This is a genomic window from Salinifilum ghardaiensis (assembly GCF_054491345.1).
The window spans coordinates 3,172,498-3,198,525 of the sequence record NZ_CM137101.1; the positions used below are offsets into that span (position 1 = coordinate 3,172,498).

At 70.8% G+C, this 26,028-nt stretch carries 18 protein-coding genes and 1 pseudogene; 9 read left to right on the forward strand and 10 right to left on the reverse strand.

Features of this window, described 5'->3' with window-relative positions:
• Window positions 1-55: 55 nt before the first annotated feature.
• On the reverse strand, window positions 56-1,270 hold the full coding sequence (ribA, locus tag ACVGV0_RS14405) for a GTP cyclohydrolase II (RefSeq protein ID WP_459156193.1): 1,215 nt from the start codon (window positions 1,268-1,270) through the stop codon (window positions 56-58).
• A 432-nt stretch (window positions 1,271-1,702) separates the two neighbouring features.
• Here ribA and ACVGV0_RS14410 point away from each other — a divergent pair, with 432 nt between their 5' ends.
• From ACVGV0_RS14410 to dapA, 6 genes are all read left to right on the forward strand, one after another.
• Window positions 1,703-3,004: a flavin monoamine oxidase family protein gene (locus tag ACVGV0_RS14410; protein ID WP_459156194.1), complete on the forward strand. Its 1,302-nt coding sequence runs from the start codon at window positions 1,703-1,705 to the stop codon at window positions 3,002-3,004.
• Between the two features lie 33 nt (window positions 3,005-3,037).
• Window positions 3,038-3,538 carry a flavin reductase family protein gene (locus ACVGV0_RS14415; protein WP_459156195.1) on the forward strand — a complete coding sequence of 167 codons (501 nt, stop codon included), beginning with the start codon at window positions 3,038-3,040 and terminating at the stop codon, window positions 3,536-3,538.
• A 49-nt stretch (window positions 3,539-3,587) separates the two neighbouring features.
• A complete protein-coding gene (locus ACVGV0_RS14420; RefSeq protein WP_459156196.1) occupies window positions 3,588-5,117 on the forward strand; it encodes an aldehyde dehydrogenase (NADP(+)) in 1,530 nt (509 codons plus the stop codon).
• 848 nt (window positions 5,118-5,965) lie between these two features.
• Window positions 5,966-6,760, forward strand: a complete 795-nt coding sequence (locus ACVGV0_RS14425; protein ID WP_459156197.1) for an IclR family transcriptional regulator — start codon at window positions 5,966-5,968, stop codon at window positions 6,758-6,760.
• A 384-nt stretch (window positions 6,761-7,144) separates the two neighbouring features.
• Entirely contained in the window at window positions 7,145-8,533 is a 1,389-nt protein-coding gene (locus tag ACVGV0_RS14430; RefSeq protein ID WP_459156198.1) for an LLM class flavin-dependent oxidoreductase, read from the forward strand.
• Between the two features lie 231 nt (window positions 8,534-8,764).
• The gene (dapA, locus tag ACVGV0_RS14435) at window positions 8,765-11,164 is read left to right on the forward strand and encodes a 4-hydroxy-tetrahydrodipicolinate synthase (protein ID WP_459156199.1); all 2,400 of its coding nucleotides are present in this window, start codon (window positions 8,765-8,767) and stop codon (window positions 11,162-11,164) included.
• A gap of 117 nt (window positions 11,165-11,281) precedes the next feature.
• Here dapA and ACVGV0_RS14440 read toward each other — a convergent pair.
• From ACVGV0_RS14440 to ACVGV0_RS14480, 9 genes and pseudogenes are all read right to left on the reverse strand, one after another.
• Window positions 11,282-11,530 (reverse strand): annotated as a pseudogene (locus tag ACVGV0_RS14440) (MBL fold metallo-hydrolase); the annotation flags it as partial.
• 255 nt (window positions 11,531-11,785) lie between these two features.
• Window positions 11,786-11,950: a hypothetical protein gene (locus tag ACVGV0_RS14445; protein WP_459156200.1), complete on the reverse strand. Its 165-nt coding sequence runs from the start codon at window positions 11,948-11,950 to the stop codon at window positions 11,786-11,788.
• 181 nt (window positions 11,951-12,131) lie between these two features.
• A complete protein-coding gene (locus ACVGV0_RS14450; protein WP_459156201.1) occupies window positions 12,132-13,019 on the reverse strand; it encodes a methylenetetrahydrofolate reductase in 888 nt (295 codons plus the stop codon).
• A 169-nt stretch (window positions 13,020-13,188) separates the two neighbouring features.
• Window positions 13,189-13,818, reverse strand: coding sequence for an MBL fold metallo-hydrolase (locus ACVGV0_RS14455; protein WP_459156202.1), 630 nt, complete (start codon window positions 13,816-13,818; stop codon window positions 13,189-13,191).
• A complete protein-coding gene (locus ACVGV0_RS14460) occupies window positions 13,818-14,900 on the reverse strand; it encodes an S-(hydroxymethyl)mycothiol dehydrogenase (RefSeq protein WP_459156203.1) in 1,083 nt (360 codons plus the stop codon). The genes ACVGV0_RS14455 and ACVGV0_RS14460 overlap by 1 nt, the downstream gene beginning before the upstream one ends.
• Before the next feature lie 92 nt (window positions 14,901-14,992).
• Window positions 14,993-15,583, reverse strand: coding sequence for a sarcosine oxidase subunit gamma (locus tag ACVGV0_RS14465; protein WP_459156204.1), 591 nt, complete (start codon window positions 15,581-15,583; stop codon window positions 14,993-14,995).
• Window positions 15,573-18,416 (reverse strand): 2Fe-2S iron-sulfur cluster-binding protein, encoded by a 2,844-nt coding sequence (locus ACVGV0_RS14470; RefSeq protein WP_459156205.1) that lies wholly within the window; start codon window positions 18,414-18,416, stop codon window positions 15,573-15,575. Before ACVGV0_RS14470 ends, ACVGV0_RS14465 begins: the two co-directional genes overlap by 11 nt.
• Window positions 18,413-18,682: a sarcosine oxidase subunit delta gene (locus ACVGV0_RS14475; protein ID WP_459156206.1), complete on the reverse strand. Its 270-nt coding sequence runs from the start codon at window positions 18,680-18,682 to the stop codon at window positions 18,413-18,415. Before ACVGV0_RS14475 ends, ACVGV0_RS14470 begins: the two co-directional genes overlap by 4 nt.
• Window positions 18,683-18,785: 103 nt before the next feature.
• Window positions 18,786-20,018 (reverse strand): sarcosine oxidase subunit beta family protein, encoded by a 1,233-nt coding sequence (locus ACVGV0_RS14480; protein ID WP_459156207.1) that lies wholly within the window; start codon window positions 20,016-20,018, stop codon window positions 18,786-18,788.
• 750 nt (window positions 20,019-20,768) lie between these two features.
• Between ACVGV0_RS14480 and ACVGV0_RS14485 the strand changes: the two genes are divergently transcribed.
• The 3 genes from ACVGV0_RS14485 to purU all read left to right on the forward strand — a co-directional run bounded on the left by ACVGV0_RS14485 (window position 20,769) and on the right by purU (window position 25,612).
• The gene (locus ACVGV0_RS14485) at window positions 20,769-23,234 is read left to right on the forward strand and encodes a GcvT family protein (protein ID WP_459156208.1); all 2,466 of its coding nucleotides are present in this window, start codon (window positions 20,769-20,771) and stop codon (window positions 23,232-23,234) included.
• Between the two features lie 145 nt (window positions 23,235-23,379).
• Window positions 23,380-24,753, forward strand: coding sequence for an L-serine ammonia-lyase (locus ACVGV0_RS14490; RefSeq protein WP_459156209.1), 1,374 nt, complete (start codon window positions 23,380-23,382; stop codon window positions 24,751-24,753).
• 10 nt (window positions 24,754-24,763) lie between these two features.
• The gene (purU, locus tag ACVGV0_RS14495) at window positions 24,764-25,612 is read left to right on the forward strand and encodes a formyltetrahydrofolate deformylase (RefSeq protein WP_459156210.1); all 849 of its coding nucleotides are present in this window, start codon (window positions 24,764-24,766) and stop codon (window positions 25,610-25,612) included.
• Window positions 25,613-26,028: the final 416 nt, after the last annotated feature.

Below are 26,028 nucleotides of genomic sequence, written 5' to 3' on the forward strand. Positions count from 1 at the left end.
GCTGTCCGCGGTGCGCCCGGTCCCGCGCCGGCGGTGCCGAGGACGAGGGGCCCTCTCACGCGAGCTGCTGGAGGAGATGCCCCATGCGATCCCGCTTCGCCGCCAAGTAGGTGGCGTTGTGCTCGTTCGGCACGGCTTCGAGGGACTGCCGTTCGCTGATCGCGATCCCGCACTCCCCGAGCGCGTGGCACTTGTCCGGGTTGTTCGTCATCAGCCGCACCGAGGAGACGCCGAGCTCGGCGAGGATGCGAGCGGCCGGGAGGTAATCGCGGCCGTCGATCGGCAGGCCCAGCGCCCGGTTCGCCTCGAGGGTGTCCAACGCGTGGTGCTGCTGGAGCTCGTAGGCCTGCAGCTTGTGCCCCAAGCCGATCCCCCGTCCTTCGTGCCCCCGCATGTAGACGACGACGCCCCGCCCCTCGGCGGCGATCGATTCCATCGCCATCCGCAGCTGCGAGCCGCAGTCGCAGCGCAGCGAGCCGAGGAGGTCACCGGTGAGGCACTCGCTGTGCAAGCGGACGGGCACGTCCCGGGCGCCCTCGACGTCCCCCATCGCCAGGGCGAGGTGCTCGACCCCGTCGGACTCGGACCGGTAGGTGACGGCCCGGAAGACGCCGAGGTCGGTGGGGATCGCGGCCTGGCCGGTCCGCCGGACGCCGGTGTCGTCGTCGCGCACCCACCGGACCAGCTCGGCGATGGAGACCATCGGGATGCCGTGCTGCGCGGCGAAGTCGTCGAGACCAGGCCGGCGCATCATCTGCCGCCGGTCGGGGGTCACGACCTCGCACAGGAGAGCGGGGCCGTTCAGCCCGGCCAGGCGGCACAGGTCCACCCCCGCTTCGGTGTGCCCGGTGCGTTCCCGCACCCCTCCCGCCCTGGCCCGCAGCGGCATGACGTGGCCGGGGCGCGCCAGGTCCGCCGGTTCGAGCAGCGGATCGGCCAGTGCGCGGGTGGTCGCAGCCCGGTCCCCGGCGCTGATCCCCGTGGACGTCCCGTGCCGGTAGTCGACGCTGACGAGGAAGGCCGTGCCCTGGCTCTCGGTGTTGGCCGCGACCATCAGGTCGAGGTCGAGCGCCTCGGCGCGCTGCTCGTCGAGCGCGACGCAGAGGAAACCCGAGGTGTACTCGAGGAAGAAGGCGACGTCGTCAGTGCTCGCGTGCTCGGCGCCCATGATCAGGTCGCCCTCGTTCTCCCGGTCCTCGTCGTCCACGACCAGGACCTTCCCTCCGGCTGCGAGCGCAGCGACAGCTTCCGCGACACGGGGCGACGACATCGGCTTCTCCTGCGACGTAGATCGGTTCCGGGTGACTGCCCTCCACCGCGCGTGGCTGGTTCCCGCCGACGCCTCGTCCGCAGCACCACGAAGAGGCGGCGGCCGCACGGTGAGCACCCGCGGGAGTGTTCATCAATCGTGCCCACCAGGAGCACCCGTAGAGCGCTCGCAGAGCGCCCATAAAGTGTTCATATTTAGAACACTGTATTCAGGTACGATAGGCATCGCTTCACTGGGCGTCAAGTGCCCATGACCAGTCCCCGCCGTGCACGCCTCGGATTTTCCGTTCCCGCGAGGTCTTGACGAACGGGGTAGCGCGGACCACAATATCGGCAGTTACGTTCATATAATGAACAAAGCGTCCAATGATATAGTGCCAACGATGCCTTGCCCGGAGAACCACCCGCGAACGCCGAGTACCAGGGAGTGCCCGTGACCGAGGAAGCTGATGTCGTCGTGGTGGGCGGCGGGATCGCCGGCCTGATCACCGCTCGCGAGCTCAGCCGGCGTCGACTGCGCGTCGTCGTGCTCGAAGCCCGGGACAGGCTGGGCGGGCGCGTGTGGACGGACCACCGGCTCGGCCGGGACCTGGAGATCGGCGGCACGTGGCTGCACTGGGTGCAACCGCACGTCTGGGCCGAGATCACCCGCTACGGCCTCGAGGTGACCCGGGGTCCGCGCCCCGAAGAAGCCTACTGGCTGGCCGGCGACGAGGTCCGCACCGGAACGCTCGACGGCTTCATGGAGCTCATCGATCCGGGCATGCGCCGACTCCTGGCCGGCACGATGCGATGGGTCCCCCGTCCTGACAGGCCGACATCGGAAGAGGGACTCCCGTCGGTCGACGGCGCCACCGTGCGGGACAAGCTCGACGAGCTCGACCTGCCGGTGGAGGAGTACAACGCCAACGAGGCCGCGTGGGTGGGGCACCTCAACGCCTCCCCCGACGAGGCCGCGTTCGCCAGCGCCCTGCGCTGGACCGCCGCCACCGCCGGTTCCTGGCACCTGATGCACGAGGCCTCCGCGGTGTTCCGCCTCGCTTCCGGCACCCGCTCGCTGGTCGAGGCGATCGCATCGGAGACCAGCGCCGACATCCGAACCTCCACCGAGGCGCGCAGGATCGAGCACGACGCGAGCGGTGCTGTTGTGACCACCGCGGCCGGGGAGACGATCAACGCGCGGCGCGCCGTCGTGACGCTGCCCCAGAACGTCCTCGGTGAGCTGGACGTCTCGCCCGCGCTGTGCGCCGAGAAGCGCGCCGCGAGCCGCGAGGGGACGGCCTCGCGGGGGGTCAAGGTGTGGATCCGCGTGCGCGGTCCGATCAAGCCGTTCTTCGCCTACTCGTCCGCGAGCCACCCGCTGTCGGTCGTGCGCACCGAGTTCGTCGGGAACGAGGACGCCGTCCTCGTCTCGTTCGGCGCCGATGCCGGGAAGATCTCCCCCCACGACCGCGGTGCCGTCCAGGAGGCGCTGCGCGTGTGGCGCGACGACCTGGAGGTGCTCGAGGTCACCGGACACGACTGGATGGCCGACCAGTACTCCCGGGAGACGTGGCTGATCCAGCGACCGCACCAGCTCACCCGGTACTTCCGGGCGCAGCAGCGCCCCGAGGGCGCACTGCACTTCGCGGGGAGCGACTACGCCAACGTGTGGGGCGGCTTCATCGACGGGGCCATCGAGAGCGGCCTGCACGTCGCCGGCGAAATCACCGCGCAGCTCGACCCGCAACGCTGACCGAACCAACCCGAGAGTGGGAGGGATCCGACCGTGACCATCTCGCCTTCGACAACCATCGACCAGCACCACTACCGGAACGTGATGGGACACCTGCCCACCGGCGTCGTCGTCGTGGCCGGGCGCGAGGTACCCACCGGAGGTCCGGTCGGACTCGTGGTCGGGACCTTCCAATCCCTGTCGCTGGACCCGCCCCTGGTCAGCTTCAGCGTCGACCGGAGCTCCAGCAGCTGGCCGAAGATCCGCCCGGCAGCGCGGTTCAGCGCCAGCGTCCTCGCCAGCGAGCAGAACGACGTGTGCCGGGCGCTGTCCAGCAAGCGCGACGACAAGTTCGCCGCGGTGGACTGGCACGAATCCGCGGACGGCGCTCCGCGGGTCTCGGGGGCGCACGCCTGGATCGACTGCACCGTCGAGCAGGAGCTGGACGGCGGCGATCACCTCATCGTGATCGCGCACGTCTCCGCCATGGACGAGGGCGAGGGCGAGCCCCTGGTCTTCCACCGCGGCCGCCTCGGCGGGTACCGCGACATCTGATCCCCAGCAGCACACCCGACGCGACGCGAGGAACTGAGAGCGCACCCGGATGACCACGATCGACCAGACCGAACCCGAAGAAACGCAGGAGCAGCTCGACCGGTGCTTGGACGCCGCCGCGGCAGCGGGGGCCGTCTGGGGGAAGCAGACCCCGCACCAGCGCGCGTACGCGCTCTCGGCCGTCGCGGACGCGCTGGACGCCGAGGCGGCGACCCTGGTCCCCGAGGCCGTGCGGGAGACCGGGCTCGGCGAAGGCAGGCTCACCGGTGAGCTGAAGCGCACCACGGTCCAGCTGCGCATGTTCGCGGACGTGCTGCGCGACGGGTCCTACCTGCGGATCGTCATCGACCGGCACGACCCCGACTTCATCCTCGGTCCCCGCCCCGACCTCCGCCGCTGGTTGGCTCCCCTCGGCCCGGTGCTCGTGTACGCGGCGAGCAACTTCCCGTTCGCGTTCTCGGTCGCCGGCGGGGACACCGCCTCCGCGCTCGCGGCCGGCTGCCCCGTGGTGCTGAAGGCCCACCCCGGGCATCCGCGCACCTCGCAGCGAACGGCGGAGATCGTGCGCTCGGTCCTGACCGCGAACGGCGCCCCGGAGGGGACCTTCGAGGTGATCACCGGCCGGCAGGCGGGTGCGCGGGCGCTGCAGGACCACCGCGTGGCCGCGGGCGCGTTCACCGGCTCGGTGGCCGGCGGCCGGGCGCTGTTCGACATCGCCGCCTCCCGCGAGCACCCGATCCCGTTCTTCGGCGAGCTCGGCAGCATCAATCCAGCGGTGGTCACCACCGAGGCGGAGCGCGAGCGCGGCGAGCAGATCGCCGAGGGGTTCGCCGGATCCTTCACCCTCGGGGCGGGGCAGTTCTGCACCAAGCCGGGAGTGCTCCTGCTGCCGCGGGGCACGGAACTGCCGGCACGTCTGGGCGAACTGCTCGGGCGAGCCCCCGCCGCCAGGCTGCTCACCTCCGGGATCGCCCAGCGCTACCGCGAGCGGGTCGACGAGATCGCGAAGACCCCGGGGGTCGAGGTGCTCGCCGACGGGAGCGAGTCCGCGGACCCGTCCGGCGTCCCCGCCTTCGCGCCGACGTTGTTCCACGCCGGCTCGGTGAAGAACCTGAACGAGCACAGCTCCGCCCTCCTGGAGGAGACCTTCGGCCCCTCCGCCGTGGTGGCCGAGTACGACTCCGCGGAGGACGTGCAGGAGCTCCTCGCCGCCGTGGCCGGGAGCCTGACCGTCACCGCGCACACCGCGGCCCAACCCGGTGACGCCGAGCGGGAACGGCTCTCCGGGATCGTGGAACTGGCAGCAGCGCACTCCGGCCGGGTCGTGTTCAACGAGTGGCCGACCGGGGTGTCGGTGACCCCGGCCCAGCAGCACGGCGGACCGTACCCCGCCACCACCGCGGTTTCGCACACCTCGGTGGGGACGGCGGCCATCGACCGGTTCCTGCGCCCGGTGAGCTACCAGAACACGCCGGACTCCCTGCTGCCGCCCGCTCTCCGCGAGGCGAACCCGCTCGGCCTGCCCAGGACGGTCAACGAGGCGGGGGTTTCGCGCCGCTGGGACTCGCCGCAGCGGTGAAACCCGCGGCACCTGCCGGGTGCCGGGGTGGTCCCACCCCGGCACCCGGGATCGGTGCACCGCTGGGAACGACCGCCGGCGTCCGCAGCGACGCGGCCGCTCGTCGACGGTCGTGGCCCTCGCGCGCGACGGCGGGGGCGCTGGCGCCCGGAGCGCGTGAACAGCCGCTCCTCGCTCGTGCCGGCCGGACAGGGACTTCGGCCGGCACGAGCGCGTCCCGATCACGGGTACCGCCCTCAGGCGGGCGGGTCGCCGGTGCCTCCGCGGTGATCCGCCCGGCGATCGCCCGAACAACGGGCGCAGCACCGATGCGCCCGGGGCCGGCAACACCGCGCCGCCCCGCGCGCCCACGTCCCACCGCTCGGCGCACCAGCGCCTCGTGCTGGCGGGCCGCTCCACCACCTCCACAGTTACGTTCGCATGTCGAACAAAATGTTCGATCGACAAATGGGGGAGACAATGCCGTCTCACCGCATGCGCCCGCCCGCCGTCGCGCCCTCGGCTCCGGCCCGCATCTCGGCGGGCTGCAGCGAAACCAGCGCGCGCGAGGCACCGCTGGTCCGCGGCTGAAGCGGTCTCAGCCAGCACGACACCCACCTCCTCAGCGGCGGGTCGTGGAACGCGCACCGCGCACCCGACTCGCCTCCCCGAGCTCCACGTCCGCACCGCGACGCGGATCGAGCGCGCGGGCCTCCCGCGCGAACCGCGCGCTCCCCGGTGCCGCGGTCCGAACCCCTCCCGGGCAGCGACGCACCCGACCCGCGTCCATTAAGTGAACGCAGACGTTATACTGAACGTGTGCCCTGGCCCGAGCGGTCCAGGACATCGATGCGTTCGAGGAGGCGGTAGTGGGCGAGGCGCCCGAGCAGGCGGAGATGACCAACAAGTCGGTGACCAAAGCCGTCCGCTTGCTCCGCGAACTGGCTGCACAACCGCGCACGGGGGCCACGGTCACCACCCTCGCGAAGGCGGCGGGGCTGACCAGGCCGACCGCGTTCCGCCTGCTCCACAGCCTCGAGCAGGGCGGTCTGGTGGACCGGCTCGACACCAACTACGTCCTCGGCTGGGAGCTCGCCCGGCTCGGGCGCCACGCGGACCCCTACGCGGGGCTGGTCGCCCACGCCCAGCCCCTGCTGCAGGAACTGGCCGACGCGTTCAACGAGTCGGTGACCCTCTCCGTGCCGAACGCGCAGGACGGTCTCGACCTGATCGCCGAAGCCGCCGGCTCGCACGTGGTCGGCGTCCTCTCCCGCAACATGGTCGGCCAGCGCTACCCGATGCACGCCAGCTCCACGGGCAAGGTGCTGCTCGCGGAGCAACCCGCCGACAAGCTGCAGCGGATGCTGCCCGAGGAGCTCGACGCCTTCACCCCGCACACCATCACCGACCGGGCCACCCTGCTCAAAGAGCTCGAGCAGGTGCGGGAGCAGGGCTTCGCCATCATCGACAACGAGCTCGAGTACGAGCTGCTCTCGCTCTCCCGCCCGATCAGGGACTCGGCGGGAACGCTCGTCGCCATCCTGACCCTCAACGGTCCGCGGAACCGGTTCGGCCGCGCCCACATCCCCGATGCCCTGCACCAGATGCAGAGCATCGTCGACCGCTTGATCGACCTGTTCTGGCGCGACACCGCGTCCGGCTGAGCTCGCCGCCGGTCCGCGCCTCGCCGGACTCCCCTCCCCGGGTGCCGGTGCACCACCACGCCTCGCGGTGAGCCCCTCCGCTGCCGCTCGCGGGCGGCCCCCGCCCGTCGAGAGCCGACGCGCGTCGACCTGCACGTCGAGCACCGACCAGCGAGCCCCGCACTCGCAGTTCCCCGTCGCGCAGCTCCGCACTCCCCCGGCTCGCGGTCCGTCCCCACCGGGCCGGGAGGTGCCCCCGCGACTCCGCTCCCCGCCTCCGCGCGACCTGTCGCGCCCCCGCGGCGGGTCGCGCCGGCTCCGAGCGCTCTTGACGAGGGCACGTGCCCGTCATACATTGACCTCCATCAAATGAACATTACGTTCGTATATTGAACGGATGGTGTCATGACACGACGGATGCGGCTGTTCGCCTTCGAGTTCCAAGGTCCAGCGCACCTCTCCGCGGGGATGTGGCGGCACGAGCACGACCAGGGCCACCGCTACAAGGACCTCACGTTCTGGACCGAGTACGCCAAGATGCTCGAAGAGGCCCGGTTCGACGGGATCTTCTTCGCCGACTCGCACGGGTACCACGACGTCTACGAGGGGAACGCGAACGCCGCCCTCTCCGACGCCGCGCAGATCCCCTCCCTGGATCCGACCCTGGTGATCTCGGCGATGGCGGGCGTGACGCGGAACCTCGGGTTCGGCGTGACCGGCTCGACCACCTACGAGACCCCGTACGCCCTGGCCCGCAAGTTCACCTCGCTCGACCACCTCACGAACGGGCGGGTGGGCTGGAACCTGGTGACCTCCTACGCCCAGAGCGCGGCGCGCAACTTCGCGAGCGGAAACCTGGTCCCCCACGACGAGCGCTACGACATGGCCGCCGAGTACCTCGAGGTCTGCTACAAGCTGTGGGAGTCCTCGTGGGAGGACGACGCGGTCGTCCGCGACGCGGAGCGCGGCATGTACGTCGACCCCTCGCGGGTCCACGACATCGAGCACCACGGGCGGTACTTCGACGTGCCCGGCTTCGCCCTCTGGGAGCCCTCCCCCCAGCGGACCCCCGTGATCTTCCAGGCAGGCGGATCCCCCCGGGGCCGGGCGCTCGCGGCGTCGAGCGCCGAAGCGGTGTTCGTCAACGCCGTGTCCACGCCCGCGCTCAAGCGGCAGGTCGACTCGCTGCGCGAGCTCGCCGCGGAGCACGGGCGCGAGCCGCAGAACCTGAAGGTCCTGCAGATGCTCAACGTGGTGTGCGCGCCCACCGACGAACTCGCCCGCGCCAAGTACGAGTCCTACCGCGAACTCGTCAGCTACATCGGGGCGATGGCCCGCTACAGCGGCTGGACCGCCCTCGACATGGCCCAGTTCGACCCGGACGTCCCCCTCGAGCACGTCAAGACCGACGCCGGGCAGACCATGATCGACCTCTTCGCCAAGATGGACCCGGACAAGCAGTGGACACCGCGCGACATCGCGGACTTCCTGGGAATCGGCGGCAGCGGGCCGACGATCGTGGGCTCCCCCACCACCGTCGCCGACGAGCTGATCCGGTGGATGGACGAAACGGGCATCGACGGGTTCAACCTCGGACATGCCGTGAAGTACCAGGACATCGCCGACTTCGCCGAGCTCGTCGTGCCCGAGCTGCAGAAGCGCGGCGTCATGTGGTCCGACTACGAGGGCTCGACGATGCGCGAGAAGCTGTACGGCCCCGGAACCGCGCGGTTGCAGGAGGACCACCCGGGACACCGGTTCTCCATCCGCGAGACCGCCTCCGCGCACGGCTGATGCGGGCGGCGTGCGGGCACGGCCCGGTGCTCGCACGATCCACCGCGTTCGAGGACGGGTGCCGCACCCCGCGGCCACCCGTCCCCCAGTAGCCGGTTCACGCGTTCCCGCGCCTTCGGCGAGGACCCGCCGTCGAACCGCGTTCCCGAACTCCGATCATTCCACCCGCCGCGCAGGTGCTCGCAGTTGCCGGTCACGGCACAGCGCTGCCAGAGGAGCGAGGATTCCCGCATGTCAGCACAGTTGAGCGGTATTCTCACCGCCCTTCCCACTCCGTTCGCACCGGACGGGCAGGTCGATGCGCACGCCCTGCGCCGCCTGGTCGACCACAGCATCGACGGCGGCGTCGACGGTGTCGTCGCCTGCGGTTCCACCGCCGAGTTCGCCGCGATGAGCAATTCCGAACGGCGCCTGGTCGTGGAGACCGTGGTCGAGCAGGCGGCCGGGCGCGTGCCGGTCGTGGCGCAGACCGGTGCGGTGAGCACGACCGAAGCGATCGAACTGTCGCGGCACGCGCAGGATTCCGGCGCCTCGGTCCTGATGCTCGTCGCCCCGTACTACGAACCGCTCACCCACGACGAGACGCTGCATTACCTGCGCACGGTGGCCGAGAGCGTCGACCTGCCGGTCATGCTCTACAACCTGCCGGACGCCACGGGCGTCAACCTCACGCCCGAGCTGGTCGGGCAGCTCGCCCGCGAGGTCGCCAACATCCGCTACATCAAGGACACCGGTGCCGACCTCTCCCAGCTCCGGCAGTTGATCCACCACTGCGGCGACGTCGTCTCCACCTTCGGCGGGTGGGACACGCTCACGCTGTCCGCGCTCACCGAGGGCGCCGCCGGTGTCGTGGCGGGCAGCGCGAACGTGCTCCCGGCCGAGCTGTCCACCGTCCACAAGGCGCTGCGCGACGGTGAGGTCGACCGCGCCCGCGCCGAGTGGTCGCGGATCTCCCCGTTGCTGGATGTGCTGATGTCCGTACCGTTCATCCCGGCCATCAAGACGGCGCTGAACGCGCTCGGACTGCCCAGCGGCAGGCCCCGGCAGCCGCTGCTCGAGCTCGACTCCGCCGCGGCGGAGAAGGTCTCTGCTCAGGTGTCCGCGCTGAAGCCGCACTCCCCGGGCACCTCGGTGGGGAGCACGACCGCCGCGGTTCGCCGCGCCGGCGACGTGCCCCCCTGGCGCACCACGACGAGCTTCCCACCGGCCCAGCACTTCGTGGACGGGGAGTTCGTGGAGGCCTCGTCGGACCGCGTGATCGAGGTGGTTGATCCGTGTTCGGAGGAGGTGTTGTGTGGTGTGCCTGCGGGCGCGGCCGCTGATGTGGATCGGGCGGTGGCTGCGGCGGTGGCGGCCCAGCCGGCGTGGGCGGCGCGGGTGGCCAAGGACCGTTCGGACCTGCTGCACGCGATCGCCGACCGGGTGGGCGAGCACACCGACCTGCTGGTGCACCTCGAGGCGGCCAACACGGGCAAACCGCTGCAGGTGGCCCGCGATGACCTCGCCGGCACCCTCGATTCCTTCCGGTTCATGGCCGGCGCGGTGCGCGCGAGCACGTCCATGGCCTGTGGGGACTACGTCGACGAGCACCTGTCGGTGATCCAGCGCGAACCGCTCGGCGTCGTCGGCGTGGTCACCCCGTGGAACTACCCGCTGATGATGGCCGCCTGGAAGATCGCCCCGGTGCTGGCCGCGGGCAACACCTGCGTGGTCAAACCCTCCGAGCAGACCCCGGTGACGACGCTGAAGTTCGCCGAACTCGTCGCCGACCTGCTCCCGGCCGGGGTGCTCAACGTCGTCACCGGCTACGGCGACGGGGTCGGCACCCGGCTGTCCGAACACCCACAGGTGGACATGATCGCGCTGACCGGCTCGATGGGCAGCGGTCGGGCGGTGGCCCGCAACGCCGCCGACGGGCTCAAGCGCGTGCACCTCGAACTCGGCGGCAAGGCCCCCGTGGTGGTCTGCGCCGACGCCGACCTCGCCGCCGCGGCCTCGACCATGCGCGCGGCCGGATACTGGAACTCCGGGCAGGAATGCGGCGCCGGCTGCCGCGTGCTCGTGCACGAATCCGTGGCCGAGTCGTTCACCGACCACCTCGTCCGCGAGGTCAGCACCCTGACCGTCGGCGAACCCCGCGCCGGCGGCGAGGTCGAACTCGGCCCCGTGGTCTCGCAGGAGCACTACCAGCGCGTGCTCGGCTACCTCGACCGCGCCCACCAGGACGGCGCCCGCCCGGTCATCGGCGGCGGCCCGCTCGACGGGCCGGGCTACTTCATCGCTCCGACGGTGCTGGTCGACGTCCCCGACGGCGCCGAGATCACCCGCGAGGAAGTCTTCGGCCCCGTCGTCACCATCGAAACCTTCCACACCGAAGACGAAGCCCTCCGCCGCGCCAACGACGTGCCCTACGGGCTGGCCGCCTCCGTCTGGACCAACGACGCCCGCCGCAGCCACGACCTCGCCGCCCGCATCGACGCCGGCACCGTCTGGGTCAACTCCCACCTGGCCCTGGCCAGCGAACTGCCCTGGGGCGGCTTCAAAAGCTCCGGCTACGGCCGCGACCTATCCATCTACGCCCTCGACGACTACTCCCGCACCAAACACATCATGCACAACCACACGCGCTGACCATCCCGGTGGTCAGCGCGTGCCGCGTGCTGATCGTGCTCTCGGTTCGGAAGACCGGGGTCGAAAGCACGGGGGTCGCGGAGGACATCGAACCCCTCGATGTCCTCCGCGACGCGCTCAGTACCCGCGTGCCACCCACTCGTCGAAGTGCGGTACGACCTCCCCGATCGTCGTGCTCGGCCCGTGCCCCGGCCGGACCCTGGTCGAGCTCGGCAACGTGAGCAGCCGGTCCCGGATCGACGCGGTGATGGTGCCGAAGTCCGAGAACGACCGCCCGGTCGCCCCGGGGCCACCGGCGAACAGGGTGTCCCCTGTGAACACCCTCCCGAGATCGGGGCAGTACAGGCACACCGACCCGGGCGAGTGGGACATGACCGCGGTTCGGACAGGTTCGTCCACCTGCAGACGCATGACGAAGGCGGCCGTCGCCAGCTTGGTCGGCACGACGATCGAGTGGTACGACTTCTCCCTCTACGGCACGAGATCGCGACTATCAGGAACGCGGAGGACATCAGCTTCGCCGGCAGAACAGTGGTCTGTGACATCCCGATGCGCATCATCCCGTAGGAGAGCAGTGGTGCTCGCCGGGGTGGCGATCGGCGTGGCGAACGTGCTGATGTATCAGCCCCACGGCGCGTTCTTCACCGACGTGCGGGGCACGGGGGCCAACCTCGGCGTCCAGGTCGCCACGGTCCTCGGTGGCGGCACCGCACCGCTGATCACCACTTCACTCGTGGCGTGGGCCGACGGCATCTCCTGTCCGGTCTCGTCGTACCTGATCGCCATGACTGGTCTCAACCACGTGCACCCTGCTGCCCCGGGAAAGCCGGCCGGTGCCGCGCACGAGCGACGATCGGCGGAACAGCACCCTCCACCAACAGCGACGTGGTGCGGCCCCCGCGCACGAGTACCGGCCGTAGGGCGGAGTCGCAGCCGCGCACGCGTGGACACGATTCGCCGGGCGGGATCACGGCAGGTGGGCGAGCCAACGCTGGCGCCACGCCTCCGTGCTGGCGAGATCGTTGAACGTGAAGACGTGGAACCCGCTGAGGTTGCTGTCGGAACGCGCCAGGTGGGGCGCCACCGCCCGGACGATCCTGTTCGGACTGTAGCCACCGGGCAGGAAGAACCGCCACAGCATGTTCGACTGTTTCTTCAGGAACCGGGCGGATTGACCCAGACCGAGACCACTGGAGACGCGGATCAGCTTCTGGCGGTTGATCGCACCGGGGATCCCCACGCGCACCGGAAGACGCACCCCACCGGCCCGCACGTTCCGCGCCCAGCGAATGGTGGCTCTCGCGTCGAAGCACAGCTGGGTCATGAGAACGTCGGCGCGGGCGGCCTTCTCGTGGAGGGCGCGTTCGATGACGTCGTGGCCGATCGTGCCGTGCCCCTCCGGATAACCGGCGACGCCGACGCTCGAGAAGGCGTGGCCCTGCTCCTCCAAGGAGACCAGCAGACTCCTCGCATCGGCGAACGCGCCGACGGGGACGGCGGCGTCGCCACCGATGGCGACGATCTCGTCCACCCCCGCGTCCTGGAGCTGCGCGGCGAGATCGGCCAAGTGCCCGCGGTCGCGGACGAGGCGCGCTGGAAGGTGCGGTGCCACGTGGTACCCGTTCTTGCTGAGCCGAACGGCCAGGTCCACGGTCGCGTCAATCCCCTTCGCTTCCGTCGCGGTGACGGTCAGCGCCACGTCGCTCGGCACGTGGGCGAGCACTCCGTCCTCGGTGCTGTCGAACGGCAGCACCTCGTAGGTCGCCGCGCGCAACGCTTCGGCCGCTGCTGCTCTCCAGGGAGCTGCCGCGGCGATCCCATCGTCCGGTCGCTTCGAGCGATCTGGGCGTCCCATCGATGCACCACTTTCCGTTGTCCGAAGGGGTGGCCGCGTTCCTCTCCACCGGTGGGCCGCGAAGGTGCGAGCGGACACCACGAGGCAGGAAGCGGGATCTCAGTGCGAACCAGCGCGTCGGGGGCGTGCCGCGGTGCAGTTCGGCACGCCCCCCGACAACGGCGGCGCTTCAGTAACCCCGCGCCACCCACTCGTCGAAGTGCGGTACGACCTCCCCGATCGTCGTGCTCGGCCCGTGCCCCGGCCGGACCCTGGTCGAGCTCGGCAACGTGAGCAGCCGATCCCGGATCGACGCGGTGATGGTGCCGAAGTCCGAGAACGACCGCCCGGTCGCCCCGGGGCCACCGGCGAACAGGGTGTCCCCTGTGAACACCGTCCCGAGATCGGGGCAGTACAGGCACACCGACCCGGGCGAGTGACCGGGGGTGTGGATGACCTGGATCTCGGCCCGGCTCAAGGCGAAGCGCTGCCCGTCGGCGAGCTCGCCGTGCGGCTTCTCCTCGGGATGCGTCAGCTCCCAGACCGGGAGGTCCGCGGGGTGCAGGTGCACCGGTGCTCCCACCGCGTCGGCGAGTTGCAACGCGACCGCCACGTGGTCGTCGTGGGCGTGCGTGGCGAGGACGGCCAGAACGGTTCTGCCGGCGATCAGCTCGCGGATGGCCTCGACGTCGTGCGGTACGTCGATGACCATGCAGGTCTGGTCGTCGCCGACGACCCAGGCGTTGTTCTCGACGTCGTGGACCTCGCCGTCGAGGGAGAACTTGCCCTGCGTTGTCGCGTGGTCGATGCGCATGCCCATCACAACGTCACCACCGAACGCAGGACCTCCCCGCGGTGCATCTTCTCGAAAGCGCCCTCGACACCGTCGAGGTCGACCTCTTCGGTGACGAACCTCTCCAGCGGAAGCTTGCCCTGCTGGTGCAGCTCGGTCAGCTCAGTGAAGTCCCGCTCGGGCAGGCAGTCGCCGTACCAGCTGGACTTCAGCGCGCCGCCGCGGGCGAACACGTCGATCATCGGCAGCTCCAGCCGCACCTGCGGGTCGGGGACGCCGACGAGCACGACCGTGCCCGCGAGGTCCCGCGCGTAGAACGCCTGCTCGTAGGTCTGCGGGATCCCGACGGCGTCGATGACGACGTCGGCGCCGTTGCCGTCGGTGAGCTCGCGGACGGCCTGCACGGTGTCGGTCTCGGAAGCGTTGACCTCGTGCGTGGCGCCGAACTCCCGCGCCCACTTCAACTTGTTCGGATCGATGTCCACGGCGATGATCCGCCGAGCAGCGGCGAGGTCGGCACCGGCGACCGCGGCGCTGCCGACCCCGCCGCAGCCGATGACGGCGACGGTGTCCCCGCGCTGGACCGGGGCCGTGTTGACCGCGGCTCCGATGCCGGCCATCACTCCGCATCCGAGCAGACCGGCGACCTCCGGTGCGCACCCGGGGTCCACCTTGGTGCACTGTCCGGAGTGGACCAGGGTCTTCTCGGCGAACCCGCCGATTCCCAGGGCCGGCGAGAGCGGCGTGCCGTCCTCGAGCGTCATGGGTTGCGCCGCGTTGTGCGTGTCGAAGCAGTACTGCGGGCGGCCGCGCCGGCACGCCCGGCAGTCACCGCAGACCGCGCGCCAGTTCAGCACGACGAAATCACCGGGCTCGACGTTGTGCACCCCCTCGCCGACCGAGTCGACGACGCCCGCCACCTCGTGCCCGAGCAGGAACGGGTAGTCATCGCTGATGCCGCCTTCGCGGTAGGCCAGGTCGGTGTGGCACACGCCGCAGGCCTGCACCTGCACCACGGCCTCGCCCGGGCCGGGGTCCGGGACGTGGATGGTGGTGACTTCGACCGGCTTTCCCTTGCCGGTCGCCACAACTCCTCGTACTTCGGTCACGAGCAACTCCAGTTCGTCGGATCAACGTTGGCGACCTGCCCTCGAGGGGACACGCCCCGCGGGCGGGTCGGTCGTTTCTGCATCGGTGGGGTTCAGCGGTGGTACTCGGCGGCGGCGTCGATCAACCAGTCGGCGAGGTAGCGGGCGTAGGAGGCGCGCACGAACAGCCAGAAGCTCGGCGTGCGCGCGTTGCGGCACAGCAGGGTCACCCCGGTGCGGGCCAGCAGGGTGTGCGCGCACTGGTCGCTCTCGAAGCTGAGGGGGTGCAGGTCCAGGGCGCAGCCCTTGTTCAGCAGTTCGCGGGCCTGGGTCCCGGAGACCTCGAGGATCGTCCGCTGCGCGGAGACGTCGACCACCGCGCCGTGCTCGCCGTCCAGGGCCGCGTTGAGCAGATCCCCGGTGTCGCGGGCGTTGCCCTCCGGGCCGACCAGCAGCCATTCGTCGGGCCCCATCCACAGCACGTGCAGGCTGTCCGTCCGCACCACTTGGCCCGGTTGGTTCGGCAGCATGACGCCGAGGGCGGTCCCGATCCGCTCCGCCGCCGGGCTTTTGGGATCCACGCGCAGGGTGACCTGCGAGGTGAACGGCACCTCGGCGAGGCGCACCGCGCCGGGCACCGATTGCCGGGCCAGCTCGTCGGTGTAGGCGGCCAGGGGGGATTCGCCGTACAGCTCAACCGTCACGACGCGCTCCTTCCTTGTCGTAGAAGACGGGCTCGGTGATCTCGACCGGCACGAGCTGGTCGTCGACGTGGCCGTAGATCGTCTCGCCGATGCGGTCGCGGCCGGCCTTGACCAGCGCCAGCGCGAAGGGCCTGCCGAGCGCGGCGCTGCGGTAGCTCGAGGTCACGTGCCCGAGCATCGGCACCGGCGGCTCGCCCAGCACGTCGTCTGCCACGAGCTGCGTGCCCTCGGGAACGACGCGGGACTCCGCCGCCGGCAGCAGGCCGACCAGGTGCTTGCGGTCGCTGCGGGCCGTGTCCGGGCGGGTGAAGGAGCGCTTGCCGAGGAAGTCGTCCTTCTTCTTCGACACGGCCCAGCTCATGCCCAGGTCGTGCGGGGTGACGGTCCCGTCGGTGTCCTGCCCGACGATCGGGAAGCCCTTCTCCGCCCGCAGCACGTGCATCGTCTCCGTGCCGTAGGGGGTGATGCCGAACGGCTCGCCCGCGGTGTGCAGCGCCTGCCACAGCTCGTGGCCGTACCACCACGGCACGTTGATCTCGAAGGCCAGCTCGCCGGAGAAGCTGATCCGGCACACCCGCGCCTTCCTGCCCGCGACGACACCGTCCACGAAGGACATGAACGGGAAGCCGTCGTTGCCCAGATCGATGTCCGTGCCCGCCCGGTCCAGCACCGCCCGGGCGTCGGGACCGGCCAGCGCGATCGTGGCCCAGTGCTCGGTCACCGAGGTGAGATGCACCCGCAGGTGCGTCCACTCGGTCTGCAGCCAGTCCTCCAGGTGTTCCAGCACCCCGGCCGCTCCGCCGGACGTGGTGGAGATCAGGTAGCGGTGCTCACCGGTGCGCACGACGGTGCCGTCGTCGAAGACCATGCCGTCGGCGCGGCACATCACCCCGTAGCGGATCCGCCCCACCTTGAGCGTGCTCATCTTGTTCGTGTAGACGAGGTCGAGGAACTCCGCCGCGTCCGGACCCTGCACGTCGATCTTGCCCAGTGTGGACACGTCCTGCATGCCCACCCCGGTGCGCACCGCGCGGCACTCGCGCAGCACCGCGGTCTCCATGTCCTCACCGGCCTGCGGGTAGTACCACGGGCGCTTCCACTGGCCCACGTTCTCGAACAACGCGCCGCGCGCGACGTGCCAGTCGTGCATGGCCGTCACCCGGATCGGGTCGTAGAGGTCACCCCGGTCCCGCCCGGCGAACGCGGCGAAGGGAACCGGTGCGTACGGCGGGCGGGACGTCGTCGTCCCCACCTCCGAGACGTCCGTGCCCAGCAGTTCCGCGACGACGCCCGTCGACAACGTCCCCGAGGTCTTGCCCTGGTCGTGCCCCGTGCCGATCGTGGTGAAGCGCTTGACGTGCTCCACCGACGTCATCCCCGCGCCGACGGCCTTGCTGACGTCCGCCACCGTCGCATCCCGCGCCAGATCCACGAACTCCTCGGATCCGGTGGAGTCCGCCGGCGCGTGGGGCAGCCACGTGGGCTGCGGTTCCATCACGGGCTGGGACCGGGCTGCGGGCACCTCGGCGAAATCCGCGTCGAATCCGGCAGCCCTGGCGGCATCGCTGCCGGCCTCGGCCCCCGTCCGCAGGCAGGTGACGGTGGAGAAGCTGCCGGCGACCGCGCCGACGGCGTGCGTACCGCGCGCGCCGCGGGCGGGGACGAACGCGCCGATCTCCGCCGCGTAGCGCAGGGTTCCGCGCGCCTGGCCGTGCAGTTGCACCGCCGGGTTCCACCCCCCGGAGACCAGCAGCAGATCGCACCCGACGTGGTACTGCCCCTCCGAGGTGGTGGCACCTCCCGCCGGCAGGGGTTGCACGTCGACACCGGAGACGTGCTCGGTTCCCGAGGTGGCCCGCACGGCAGCACCGGTGTGGATGGGGATGCCCCGCTCGACGCACCGGGATGCCCACACCGTCGGGGCCTCGGGCCGGACGTCGACGACGGCGGCGATCTCCGCACCGGCGTCGTGCAGGTCGACCGCGGCGGCGTAGGCGCTGTCGTTGGTGGTGAAAACGACCGCGCGCCGCCCCGGGAGGGTGCCGTACCGGTGCAGGTACGTCCTGGCCGATCCGGCCAGCATCGTGCCCGGGCGGTCGTTGCCGGAGAAGACCAGCGGCCGTTCGTGCGCACCGGTGGCCAGCACCACCTGCCGCGCGCGGATGTGCCAGGTGCGCTGGCGGGTGTGCGCCTGCTCGCCCCGGTGCTCGACGGCGACGAGGTAGTTGTCGTCGTAGTGCCCCACCACCGTGGTCCGCGCCAGCGCGGTCACCTCCGGGGCGGCCTCCAGTTCCTCGACCACGCGGCGGATCCACCGCTGCGACGGTGCGCGGTCCAGGAGCTCGCCGCTGCCCAGCAGGCTGCCGCCGAACTCGGTGTCGGCCTCGGCCACGATCACCCGGGCCCCGCTGGCCGCGGCGCTGCGCGCGGCGGCCAACCCCGCCGGGCCGGCACCGACGACGAGCACGTCGCAGTGCGCGTGCATCGCGTCGTAGCGGGCGGGATCCGCCTCGGCGGACAACCAGCCCTGCCCCGGAAGTCCCGTGGCCACCAGCCCCTCGCGCAGCTCGACCGCGGTCGCCGGCAGCATCGGCTCCGGGAACGGCTCCTCGACCTGCACCAGCGCGTTGGGCTCCTCGACCCCGGCGGCCATGATGCCGCGCGGCCGTCCGTACCGGATGCTGGTGGTCACCTGGTGCACCCCGTTGGCCAGCAACGCCGAAGCGAGGGTGTCTCCCTCGTAGCCCTCGTACTCGCTGCCGTTGAAGCGGAAGCGCACGGGACGGTCCCTGTTGATCCGCCCGCCGTCGGCGAGCCTGAACTCGTTGCTCACTGGATCACCGCCCCGGCCGTGGTCTCGTCGTGGATCTCGTTGGTGACCGTGTCCCGGCAGACGGTGATCCAGCGGCGACAACCCGCCTGGTGGAACCACCTCTCGGTGAACACGCCCTTGGGATTCGCCCGGTAGAACAGGAACTCCGCCCACTCGACGTCGGACACCGCGTGCGGATCAGCCGGGTAGGACACACCGGCCTGACCTCCGCAGTGGAACTCGACTTCGTTGCGCGGCCCGCACCACGGGCACGGAATCAACATCATGGTGCGCAGGACCTCCTCGCATGGATCGTGTGGACGGCGCCGAACGGGGACACCGCAGGCCCGGCCACGGACAGCGGACTCGGGCCGGCGGGAGTGAGTGCTCTCAGTGGGCCACGCCCGCGGCGCCGTGCTCGTCGACCAGGGCACCGGTGGTGAACCTGTCCAGGTTGAACGGCGCGTTGAGCGGATGCGGTTCGTCGTGGGCGATGGTGTGGGCATAGCACCACCCCACCCCCGGGGTGGACTTGAACCCGCCCGTCCCCCAACCGCAGTTGACGTAGAGGCCCTCGAACGGCGTCAGCCCCATGATCGCCGAAGCGTCGGGCGTCACGTCGACGACTCCGGCCCAGGTGCGCAACACGTGCGCCCGCGAGAACATCGGGAACAGCTCCACCGCCGCGGTCAGCTCCCGCTCGATGGTGTGGAACGCCCCGCGCTGGCCGTAGGAGTTGTAGGAGTCGATGCCCGCCCCCAGGACGAGTTCGCCCTTGTGGGCCTGGTTGACGTACACGTGCACCGCGTTCGACATGACCACCGTCGGATGCACCGGCTCCAGCAACTCCGAGACCATCGCCTGCAACGGGTGGCTCTGGATCGGGAGGCGCAACCCGAGGTCGTCGGCCAGCACCGACGTGTGCCCCGCCGCCGCCAACGCCACCTTGCCGGCCCGGATCGGACCGCGCGTGGTCTCCACGCCGACCACCCGGTCACCGACGCGTTCGAACCCGGTGACCTCGCAGCCCTGCACCAGATCCACGCCCATGCGGTCCAGCGCCCGCGCGAAACCCCACGCGACGTGGTCGTGCTTGGCGATGCCCGCCCGCGGCTGCCACGTCGCCCCCAGCACGGGGTACCGCAAGTCCTGCGAGGTGTTCAGGATCGGGCAGATCTCGGCCACCTGGTCCGGGTCGAGCCACTCGGCGTCCACGCCGTTGAGCCGGTTGGCCCCGACCCGCCGCACGCTGTCGCGGACCTCCTGCAGCGAGTGCGCCAGGTTCAGCACGCCCCGCTGGGAGAACAGCAGCGGGTAGTCGAGCTCCTCCTCCAGCCCCTCCCACAGCTTCAACGCGTGCTCGTACAGCCCCGCGCTCTCGTCCCACAGGTAGTTCGACCGGATGATCGTCGTGTTGCGGGCCATGTTCCCGCCCGCCAACCAGCCCTTCTCCAGCACGGCCATGTTCGTGATGCCGTGGTTGACCGCCAGGTAGTAGGCGGTCGCCAAACCGTGCCCGCCGCCACCGACGATCACCACGTCGTAGGAGGGCTTCGGATCCGCCGAGCGCCACAACCAGTCGGGGTGCTCCGGCAGATCGGCCCCCGGAGTGCGCGGTGCCATCAGAATCCTCCGTTCAGGTCGGGGTGGAGCGGTTCGGCTGCGGCCAGCGCCTCGATCGCCGACTGCTCGAAGACCTCGGCGACGCCTCCCGTGCTGGGCGGACTCATCGGACTCCTTCCGCGCTGGAAGACCAGCAGAGGAGGGGCGGCGGACAACAACCAGGCACCGGACCGCGGTTGCTGCGCACAGCGCTCCTGCCCACGGGGCTGCTGGGTACACAATTGCTGTTCAACTGAAATATCAGATGTCGTTCACACTAGCAGCGCCGGCGGCGAGGTCAAGGGGTCGCGACATCGGAATCGCCCCCGAGGAGTCGAACGCGCACCCGCCCCCAGCGACGCACCGGGGCGCCCGACATCGCCGAGGTCGGGGAACCGCGCCGCACAGCTCCGGGCGAGGCCGATTTCGATCGAGGTGTTGACCCCGTCACGACCACTGCTTATCTTGCCATCCAGTTGATATATCAATCTGCTTTTAGTTGTCGGTCGGCGCCGGAGCGGTCGCGGAGGTAGGTCCTGGCCCAGTCATCGACCAGGTTCACCGCCCCGTCCCGCGCCCGCTCCGCGCGACGGCTCCCCGCACTTCGCTGCGGCCCTCCCACCAACCACGTCGGCGATCCGCGACGCACCCGTGCACCGCGGTTCGCAGCCGCCCTTCCCCTCGTCCCGATCAGCTACCGCTCACGGCAGCTGATCGGCGAAAGCGCCGTTCTCGCAGCGGTCCGCACAGCCCGCCCGTTAGGAGACCAGCATGAGCACGACCCCTCGAGTCGTCATCATCGGAGCCGGGATCGTCGGCGCCAACCTGGCCGACGAGCTGACCGAACGCGGATGGGACCAGGTCACCGTCCTCGACCAGGGTCCGCTGCCGCTCACCGGCGGGTCCAGCTCGCACGCGCCCGGGCTCGTCTACCAGACCAGCGGCTCCAAGGCGATGACCGAGTTCGCCACCTACACGGTCGACAAGCTCGCCAGCCTCGACTCCGAAGAGGGGTGGTGCTTCAACAAGGTCGGCGGGCTCGAGATCGCGACCACGCCGCAGCGCCTCGACGACCTGCACCGCAAGCAGGGCTGGGCGAGTTCCTGGGGCGTGTCCGGTGAAATCCTGTCCCCCGAGGAGTGCGCGAAGCTGCACCCGCTGCTCGACCCCGACGAGATCCTGGGCGGATTCCACACCCCCGGCGACGGGCTGGCCAAGGGCACCCGGGCGGTCGTCGCGCTCGCCCGACGCGCCGAGGCCCGCGGTGCGCGCTTCCACGGCCGCACCCGCGTGCTCGGCATCGACCAGCACGGCGGGCGCGTCACGGGTGTGCAGACCGACCAGGGCGAGGTGCCCGCGGACATCGTCGTCTCGTGCGCGGGCTTCTGGGGCAAGGCCATCGGCGAGATGGTCGGCATGCGCGTGCCGCTGCTGCCGATGGCCCACCAGTACGCGCGCACGGGGCAGGTCCCCGAACTGATCGGGCGCAACGACGAGCACGTCGAGGCTCAGCTGCCGATCCTGCGCCACCAGGACGCCGACCTGTACTACCGCGAGCACAACGACTGCATCGGCATCGGCTCCTACGCGCACCGGCCGATGCCCGTGGACCCCGCGAACCTGCCGCAGGACGGGGACGTCGACGAGGCGTCGATGCCGTCGATGCTGCCGTTCACCGAGGAGGACTTCGCCCCGTCCTGGGAGCACAGCAAGCGCCTGCTGCCCGCGCTGCGGTCCACGAAGGCCGAGACCGGCTTCAACGGGATCATGTCGTTCACCCCCGACGGCGGACCGCTGATCGGCGAATCCCCCGACGTGTCCGGTTTCTGGATCGCCGAAGCGGTGTGGGTCACGCACTCCTCCGGGGTGGGCCGCGCCGTCGCCGAACTGCTCGTCGACGGTCGCAGCCAGGTCGACCTGCACGGCTGCGACGCGGCGCGGTTCGACGAGATCGAGACGACCGAGGCCGTCGTGGAGGAGACCGCGCAGCAGAACTTCGTCGAGGTCTACGACGTCAAGCACCCGCTGCAGCCGAAGTTCTCCCCCCGCGATCTGCGGGTGAGCCCCTTCCACGCGCGGCAGAAGCAGCTCGGCGCCGTCTTCCTGGAGGCCCACGGCTGGGAGCGGCCGCACTGGTACGAGGCCAACGCGCCGCTGGTCAAGGATCTGCCCGTGGAGTGGCAGCCGCCGCAGCGGGATTCCTGGTCGGCCATGTACCACTCGCCCGTCGTGGCGGTCGAGGCGTACAAGACCCGCAACGCCGTGGCCATGTACGACATGACCTCGCTGAAGCGGCTGGAGGTCACCGGCCCCGGCGCGCTCGCCTTCCTCGACCGGCTCACCACCGGCAAGATGGGCAAGTCGGTCGGCGCGGTCACCTACACCCTGATGCTCGACGACGCCGGCGGCGTGCGCAGCGACATCACCGTGGCCCGTCTCGGCGAGCAGTCGTTCCAGCTCGGCGTCAACGGCAACCGCGACCTCGACTACTTCCACCGCCAGCTGCCGGAGGACGGCGGCGTGCAGGTCCGCGACATCACCGGCGGCACCTGCTGCATCGGCGTGTGGGGCCCGCTGGCGCGCGACCTGGTGCAACCGCTCAGCCGGGACGACTTCTCCCACGAGGGGTTGAAGTTCTTCCGGTGCCAGCGCGCCCACATCGCCGGAATCCCCGTGACGGCGATGCGCGTGTCCTACGTCGGCGAACTCGGGTGGGAGATCTACACCAGCGCCGAGTACGGCCAGCGGCTCTGGGACGTCCTGTTCGAGGCCGGGCGCGACCTCGGCGTCGTGGCCGCCGGACGCGCCGCGTTCAACGGCCTGCGCCTGGAGAAGGGCTACCGCGCGTGGGGCGCGGACATGACCACCGAGCACAACCCCTACGAAGCGGGTGTCGGTTTCGCCGTCCGGTGGAACAACGGCGACTTCGTCGGGCGCGAGGCCCTCGCCGGCATCGACACCGACGCGCTGTCGCGCCGCCTGAGCTGCCTGACCGTCGACGACGGGCGCAGCGTCGTGCTCGGTTCCGAACCCGTGCTGCTCGACGGTGAGCCCGCCGGCTACGTCACCTCCGCCGCGTTCTCGCACACGCTCGGCACACCGATCGCCTACGCCTGGCTGCCCGCCACGGCCACCCCGGGCACCCCTGTCGACATCCAGTACTTCGGCCGCCGGGTGCGCGCCACCGTCGCCGAAGAACCACTGGTGGACCCGGATATGAACCGCATCCGTCGATGACCGCCCACCCGTCCCCGCCGCAACGGCCACCGCTCAGCGTGCCCGCGAGCGGTCCCGGTCGGCCGGTCCCGGTCGGCACTGCCGACCACCGGCGGGGCCGGCCGGGACCGGCGCGGCTCGCACCCCGCCCAGTTGGGAGCGCGCATTGACCCTGTCAGTCTTCGATCTGTTCAAAGTGGGCATCGGCCCGTCGAGCTCGCACACCGTCGGTCCGATGCGGGCCGCCTACCTGTTCGTCACCCGGCTGCGCGAGTCGGGAGAACTCCCCCGCGTCTCCCGCGTCCGCTGCGATCTGTTCGGCTCGCTCGGAGCGACGGGGCGCGGCCACGGCAGCGTCCCCGCCGTCGTGCTCGGTCTCGCCGGCGAACAACCCCACCTGGTCGACCCGGTCGCCGCGGAACCCGCGGTGCGGGCCACGCGCGAGGAGGGGGTGCTCAGCCTCGGCGGGGAGCGCAAGATCGCGTTCACGCCGGACGAGGACGTCCTCCTGCACGGCGAGGAACGGCTCGACTTCCACAGCAACGGGATGCGCTTCACCGCCCACGACGATGCGGGGGACGTGCTCCAGCAGCGCGAGTACTACTCGGTGGGCGGCGGTTTCGTCCTCGACGAGGACGAAGCCCGCAACCCCGCTCCGGTCGAGACCAGCACCCCGGTGCCCCACCCGTTCCACACCGCCGAGGAGCTCCTCGCCCACGCCCGCGACACCGGGCTGACCATCAGCGAGATCATGCTCGCCAACGAACGCACCTGGCGCAGCGAGCAGGAGATCCGCGACGGGCTGCTGCACATCTGGTCGGTCATGCAGGACTGCGTCGACCGCGGCACGAGCACCAGCGGCACGCTGCCGGGGGCGTTGCAGGTCCGCCGCCGCGCCGAGGACCTGCGCCAGCGGTTGGAGTCCACCACCGCGACGGACGAGGCCCTGCCCGCGCTGGAGTGGGTCACCCTCTACGCCCTGGCCGTGAACGAGGAGAACGCCGCCGGCGGCCGCGTGGTCACCGCCCCCACCAACGGCGCCGCCGGGATCGTTCCTGCCGTGCTGCACTACGCCCGGAACTTCCTGCCCACCTTCACCCCCGACGCGGCCGTGCGGTTCCTGCTCACCGCCGGCGCGATCGGGATCCTGTTCAAGGAGAACGCCTCGATCTCCGGGGCCGAGGTCGGCTGCCAGGGCGAGGTCGGCTCGGCCTGCGCCATGGCCGCCGCCGGACTCGCCGAGCTCCTCGGGGCCGCACCCGAGCAGGTGGAGAACGCCGCCGAAATCGGCTTGGAACACAACCTCGGGCTGACCTGCGACCCCGTCGGAGGGCTCGTGCAAATCCCCTGCATCGAGCGCAACGCCGTCGCCTCGGTCAAAGCCATCACCGCCGCTCGCATGGCTGCGCACGGCGACGGCACCCACGTGGTCTCCCTCGACAAGGCGATCGCCACGATGCGCGCCACGGGAGCGGACATGCAGGACAAGTACAAGGAGACCGCCCGCGGCGGGCTGGCTCTCACCATCGTGGAATGCTGAGGAGAACCCCGTGACCCGCTCGTTCATCCTGACCCTGAGCTGCCCCAACCGCACCGGCATCGTCCACGCCGTCAGCTCCTACCTGCTCGAGCACGGCTGCGACATCCGCGAGCACCAGCAGTTCGACGACACGGTCCGCGAACGCCTGTTCCTGCGCACGCACGCCGCGGCTGCCCACGACGTCGACCTCGACGAACTCTCCCGCGGCTTCGAAGCCATCGCCGCCGACTTCGAGATGAGCTTCAGCTTCTCCCCCGACCGCAACGCCCGCGTGCTCGTGATGGTCTCCAAGCTCGGCCACTGCCTCAACGACCTGATCTACCGCTGGCGCGCCGGCAGCCTCAGCGCCGACATCGCCGCCGTCGTGTCCAACCACGACGACCTCCGCCCGATGGCCGAAGCCGCCGATCTGCCCTTCATCCACATCCCGGTGACCCCGGAGACGAAGCCGCAGGCCGAGGCCCGCCTGCTCGAACTGGTCGACGAGTACGACGTGGACCTCGTCGTGCTGGCCCGCTACATGCAGGTCCTGTCCGAGCAGACCTGCAAAGCCCTGCACGGGCGCTCCATCAACATCCACCACTCGTTCCTGCCGGGGTTCAAAGGTGCGAAACCCTACCACCAGGCCTACTCCCGCGGGGTCAAGCTCGTGGGGGCCACCGCCCACTACGTCACCTCGGACCTCGACGAGGGGCCGATCATCGAGCAGGAGGTGATCCGCATCGACCACACCCACGACCCCGCCGCGCTGCAGACGGTCGGGCGAGACGCCGAGGCGCTCGCGCTGTCCCGAGCGGTGCACTGGCACTGCGAGCACCGGGTACTGCTCAACGGCCACGGCACCGTCGTCTTCCGGTGAACACCGCGGGAGACACCGCGCACCCGTGCCCCCGTGGACGCCGTGGACGCCGCACGTCACGCCGGGTTCGGCGGGCCTGCGGACACTCGACCGGTTTCTCCCCCTGCGGTAGTCTCCGGGGACCGGAGCCCGCACCCCGTTGTCCGTGCCCGTGGTCTTCACCGACACCCGCAACGCCTCCGGAGGTTGCTGGCCCATGATCTTCCACTGTGGAATTTCGCGCGCTGCGAAGGCGGGACTTCCGTGAGAGCTCGCTCGCGGAGCGCGCGAAACGACCTCATCGGGAACCGCACCGTCACCAACAGCCCGATCGCCCCGCGAGGACCGCCGATGACATGTTTCCGGTGGGCGGCGTGCCATCCCCCGCGATCGCGCCGGGACCGCCGGCACACCCGACATCCGAACACCCTTCGCAC

Bases quoted from the DNA above. Each gene is read 5' to 3' on its own strand.
- dapA (WP_459156199.1), top strand. From the start codon at position 8,765: ATGTCAGCACAGTTGAGCGGTATTCTCACCGCCCTTCCCACTCCGTTC.
- ACVGV0_RS14480 (WP_459156207.1), bottom strand. From the start codon at position 20,018: ATGGCACCGCGCACTCCGGGGGCCGATCTGCCGGAGCACCCCGACTGG.
- ACVGV0_RS14445 (WP_459156200.1), bottom strand. From the start codon at position 11,950: ATGGCGATCAGGTACGACGAGACCGGACAGGAGATGCCGTCGGCCCAC.
- ACVGV0_RS14450 (WP_459156201.1), bottom strand. From the start codon at position 13,019: ATGGGACGCCCAGATCGCTCGAAGCGACCGGACGATGGGATCGCCGCG.
- ACVGV0_RS14475 (WP_459156206.1), bottom strand. From the start codon at position 18,682: ATGATGTTGATTCCGTGCCCGTGGTGCGGGCCGCGCAACGAAGTCGAG.
- ribA (WP_459156193.1), bottom strand. From the start codon at position 1,270: ATGTCGTCGCCCCGTGTCGCGGAAGCTGTCGCTGCGCTCGCAGCCGGA.
- ACVGV0_RS14430 (WP_459156198.1), top strand. From the start codon at position 7,145: ATGACACGACGGATGCGGCTGTTCGCCTTCGAGTTCCAAGGTCCAGCG.
- ACVGV0_RS14420 (WP_459156196.1), top strand. From the start codon at position 3,588: ATGACCACGATCGACCAGACCGAACCCGAAGAAACGCAGGAGCAGCTC.
- ACVGV0_RS14455 (WP_459156202.1), bottom strand. From the start codon at position 13,818: ATGGGCATGCGCATCGACCACGCGACAACGCAGGGCAAGTTCTCCCTC.
- ACVGV0_RS14485 (WP_459156208.1), top strand. From the start codon at position 20,769: ATGAGCACGACCCCTCGAGTCGTCATCATCGGAGCCGGGATCGTCGGC.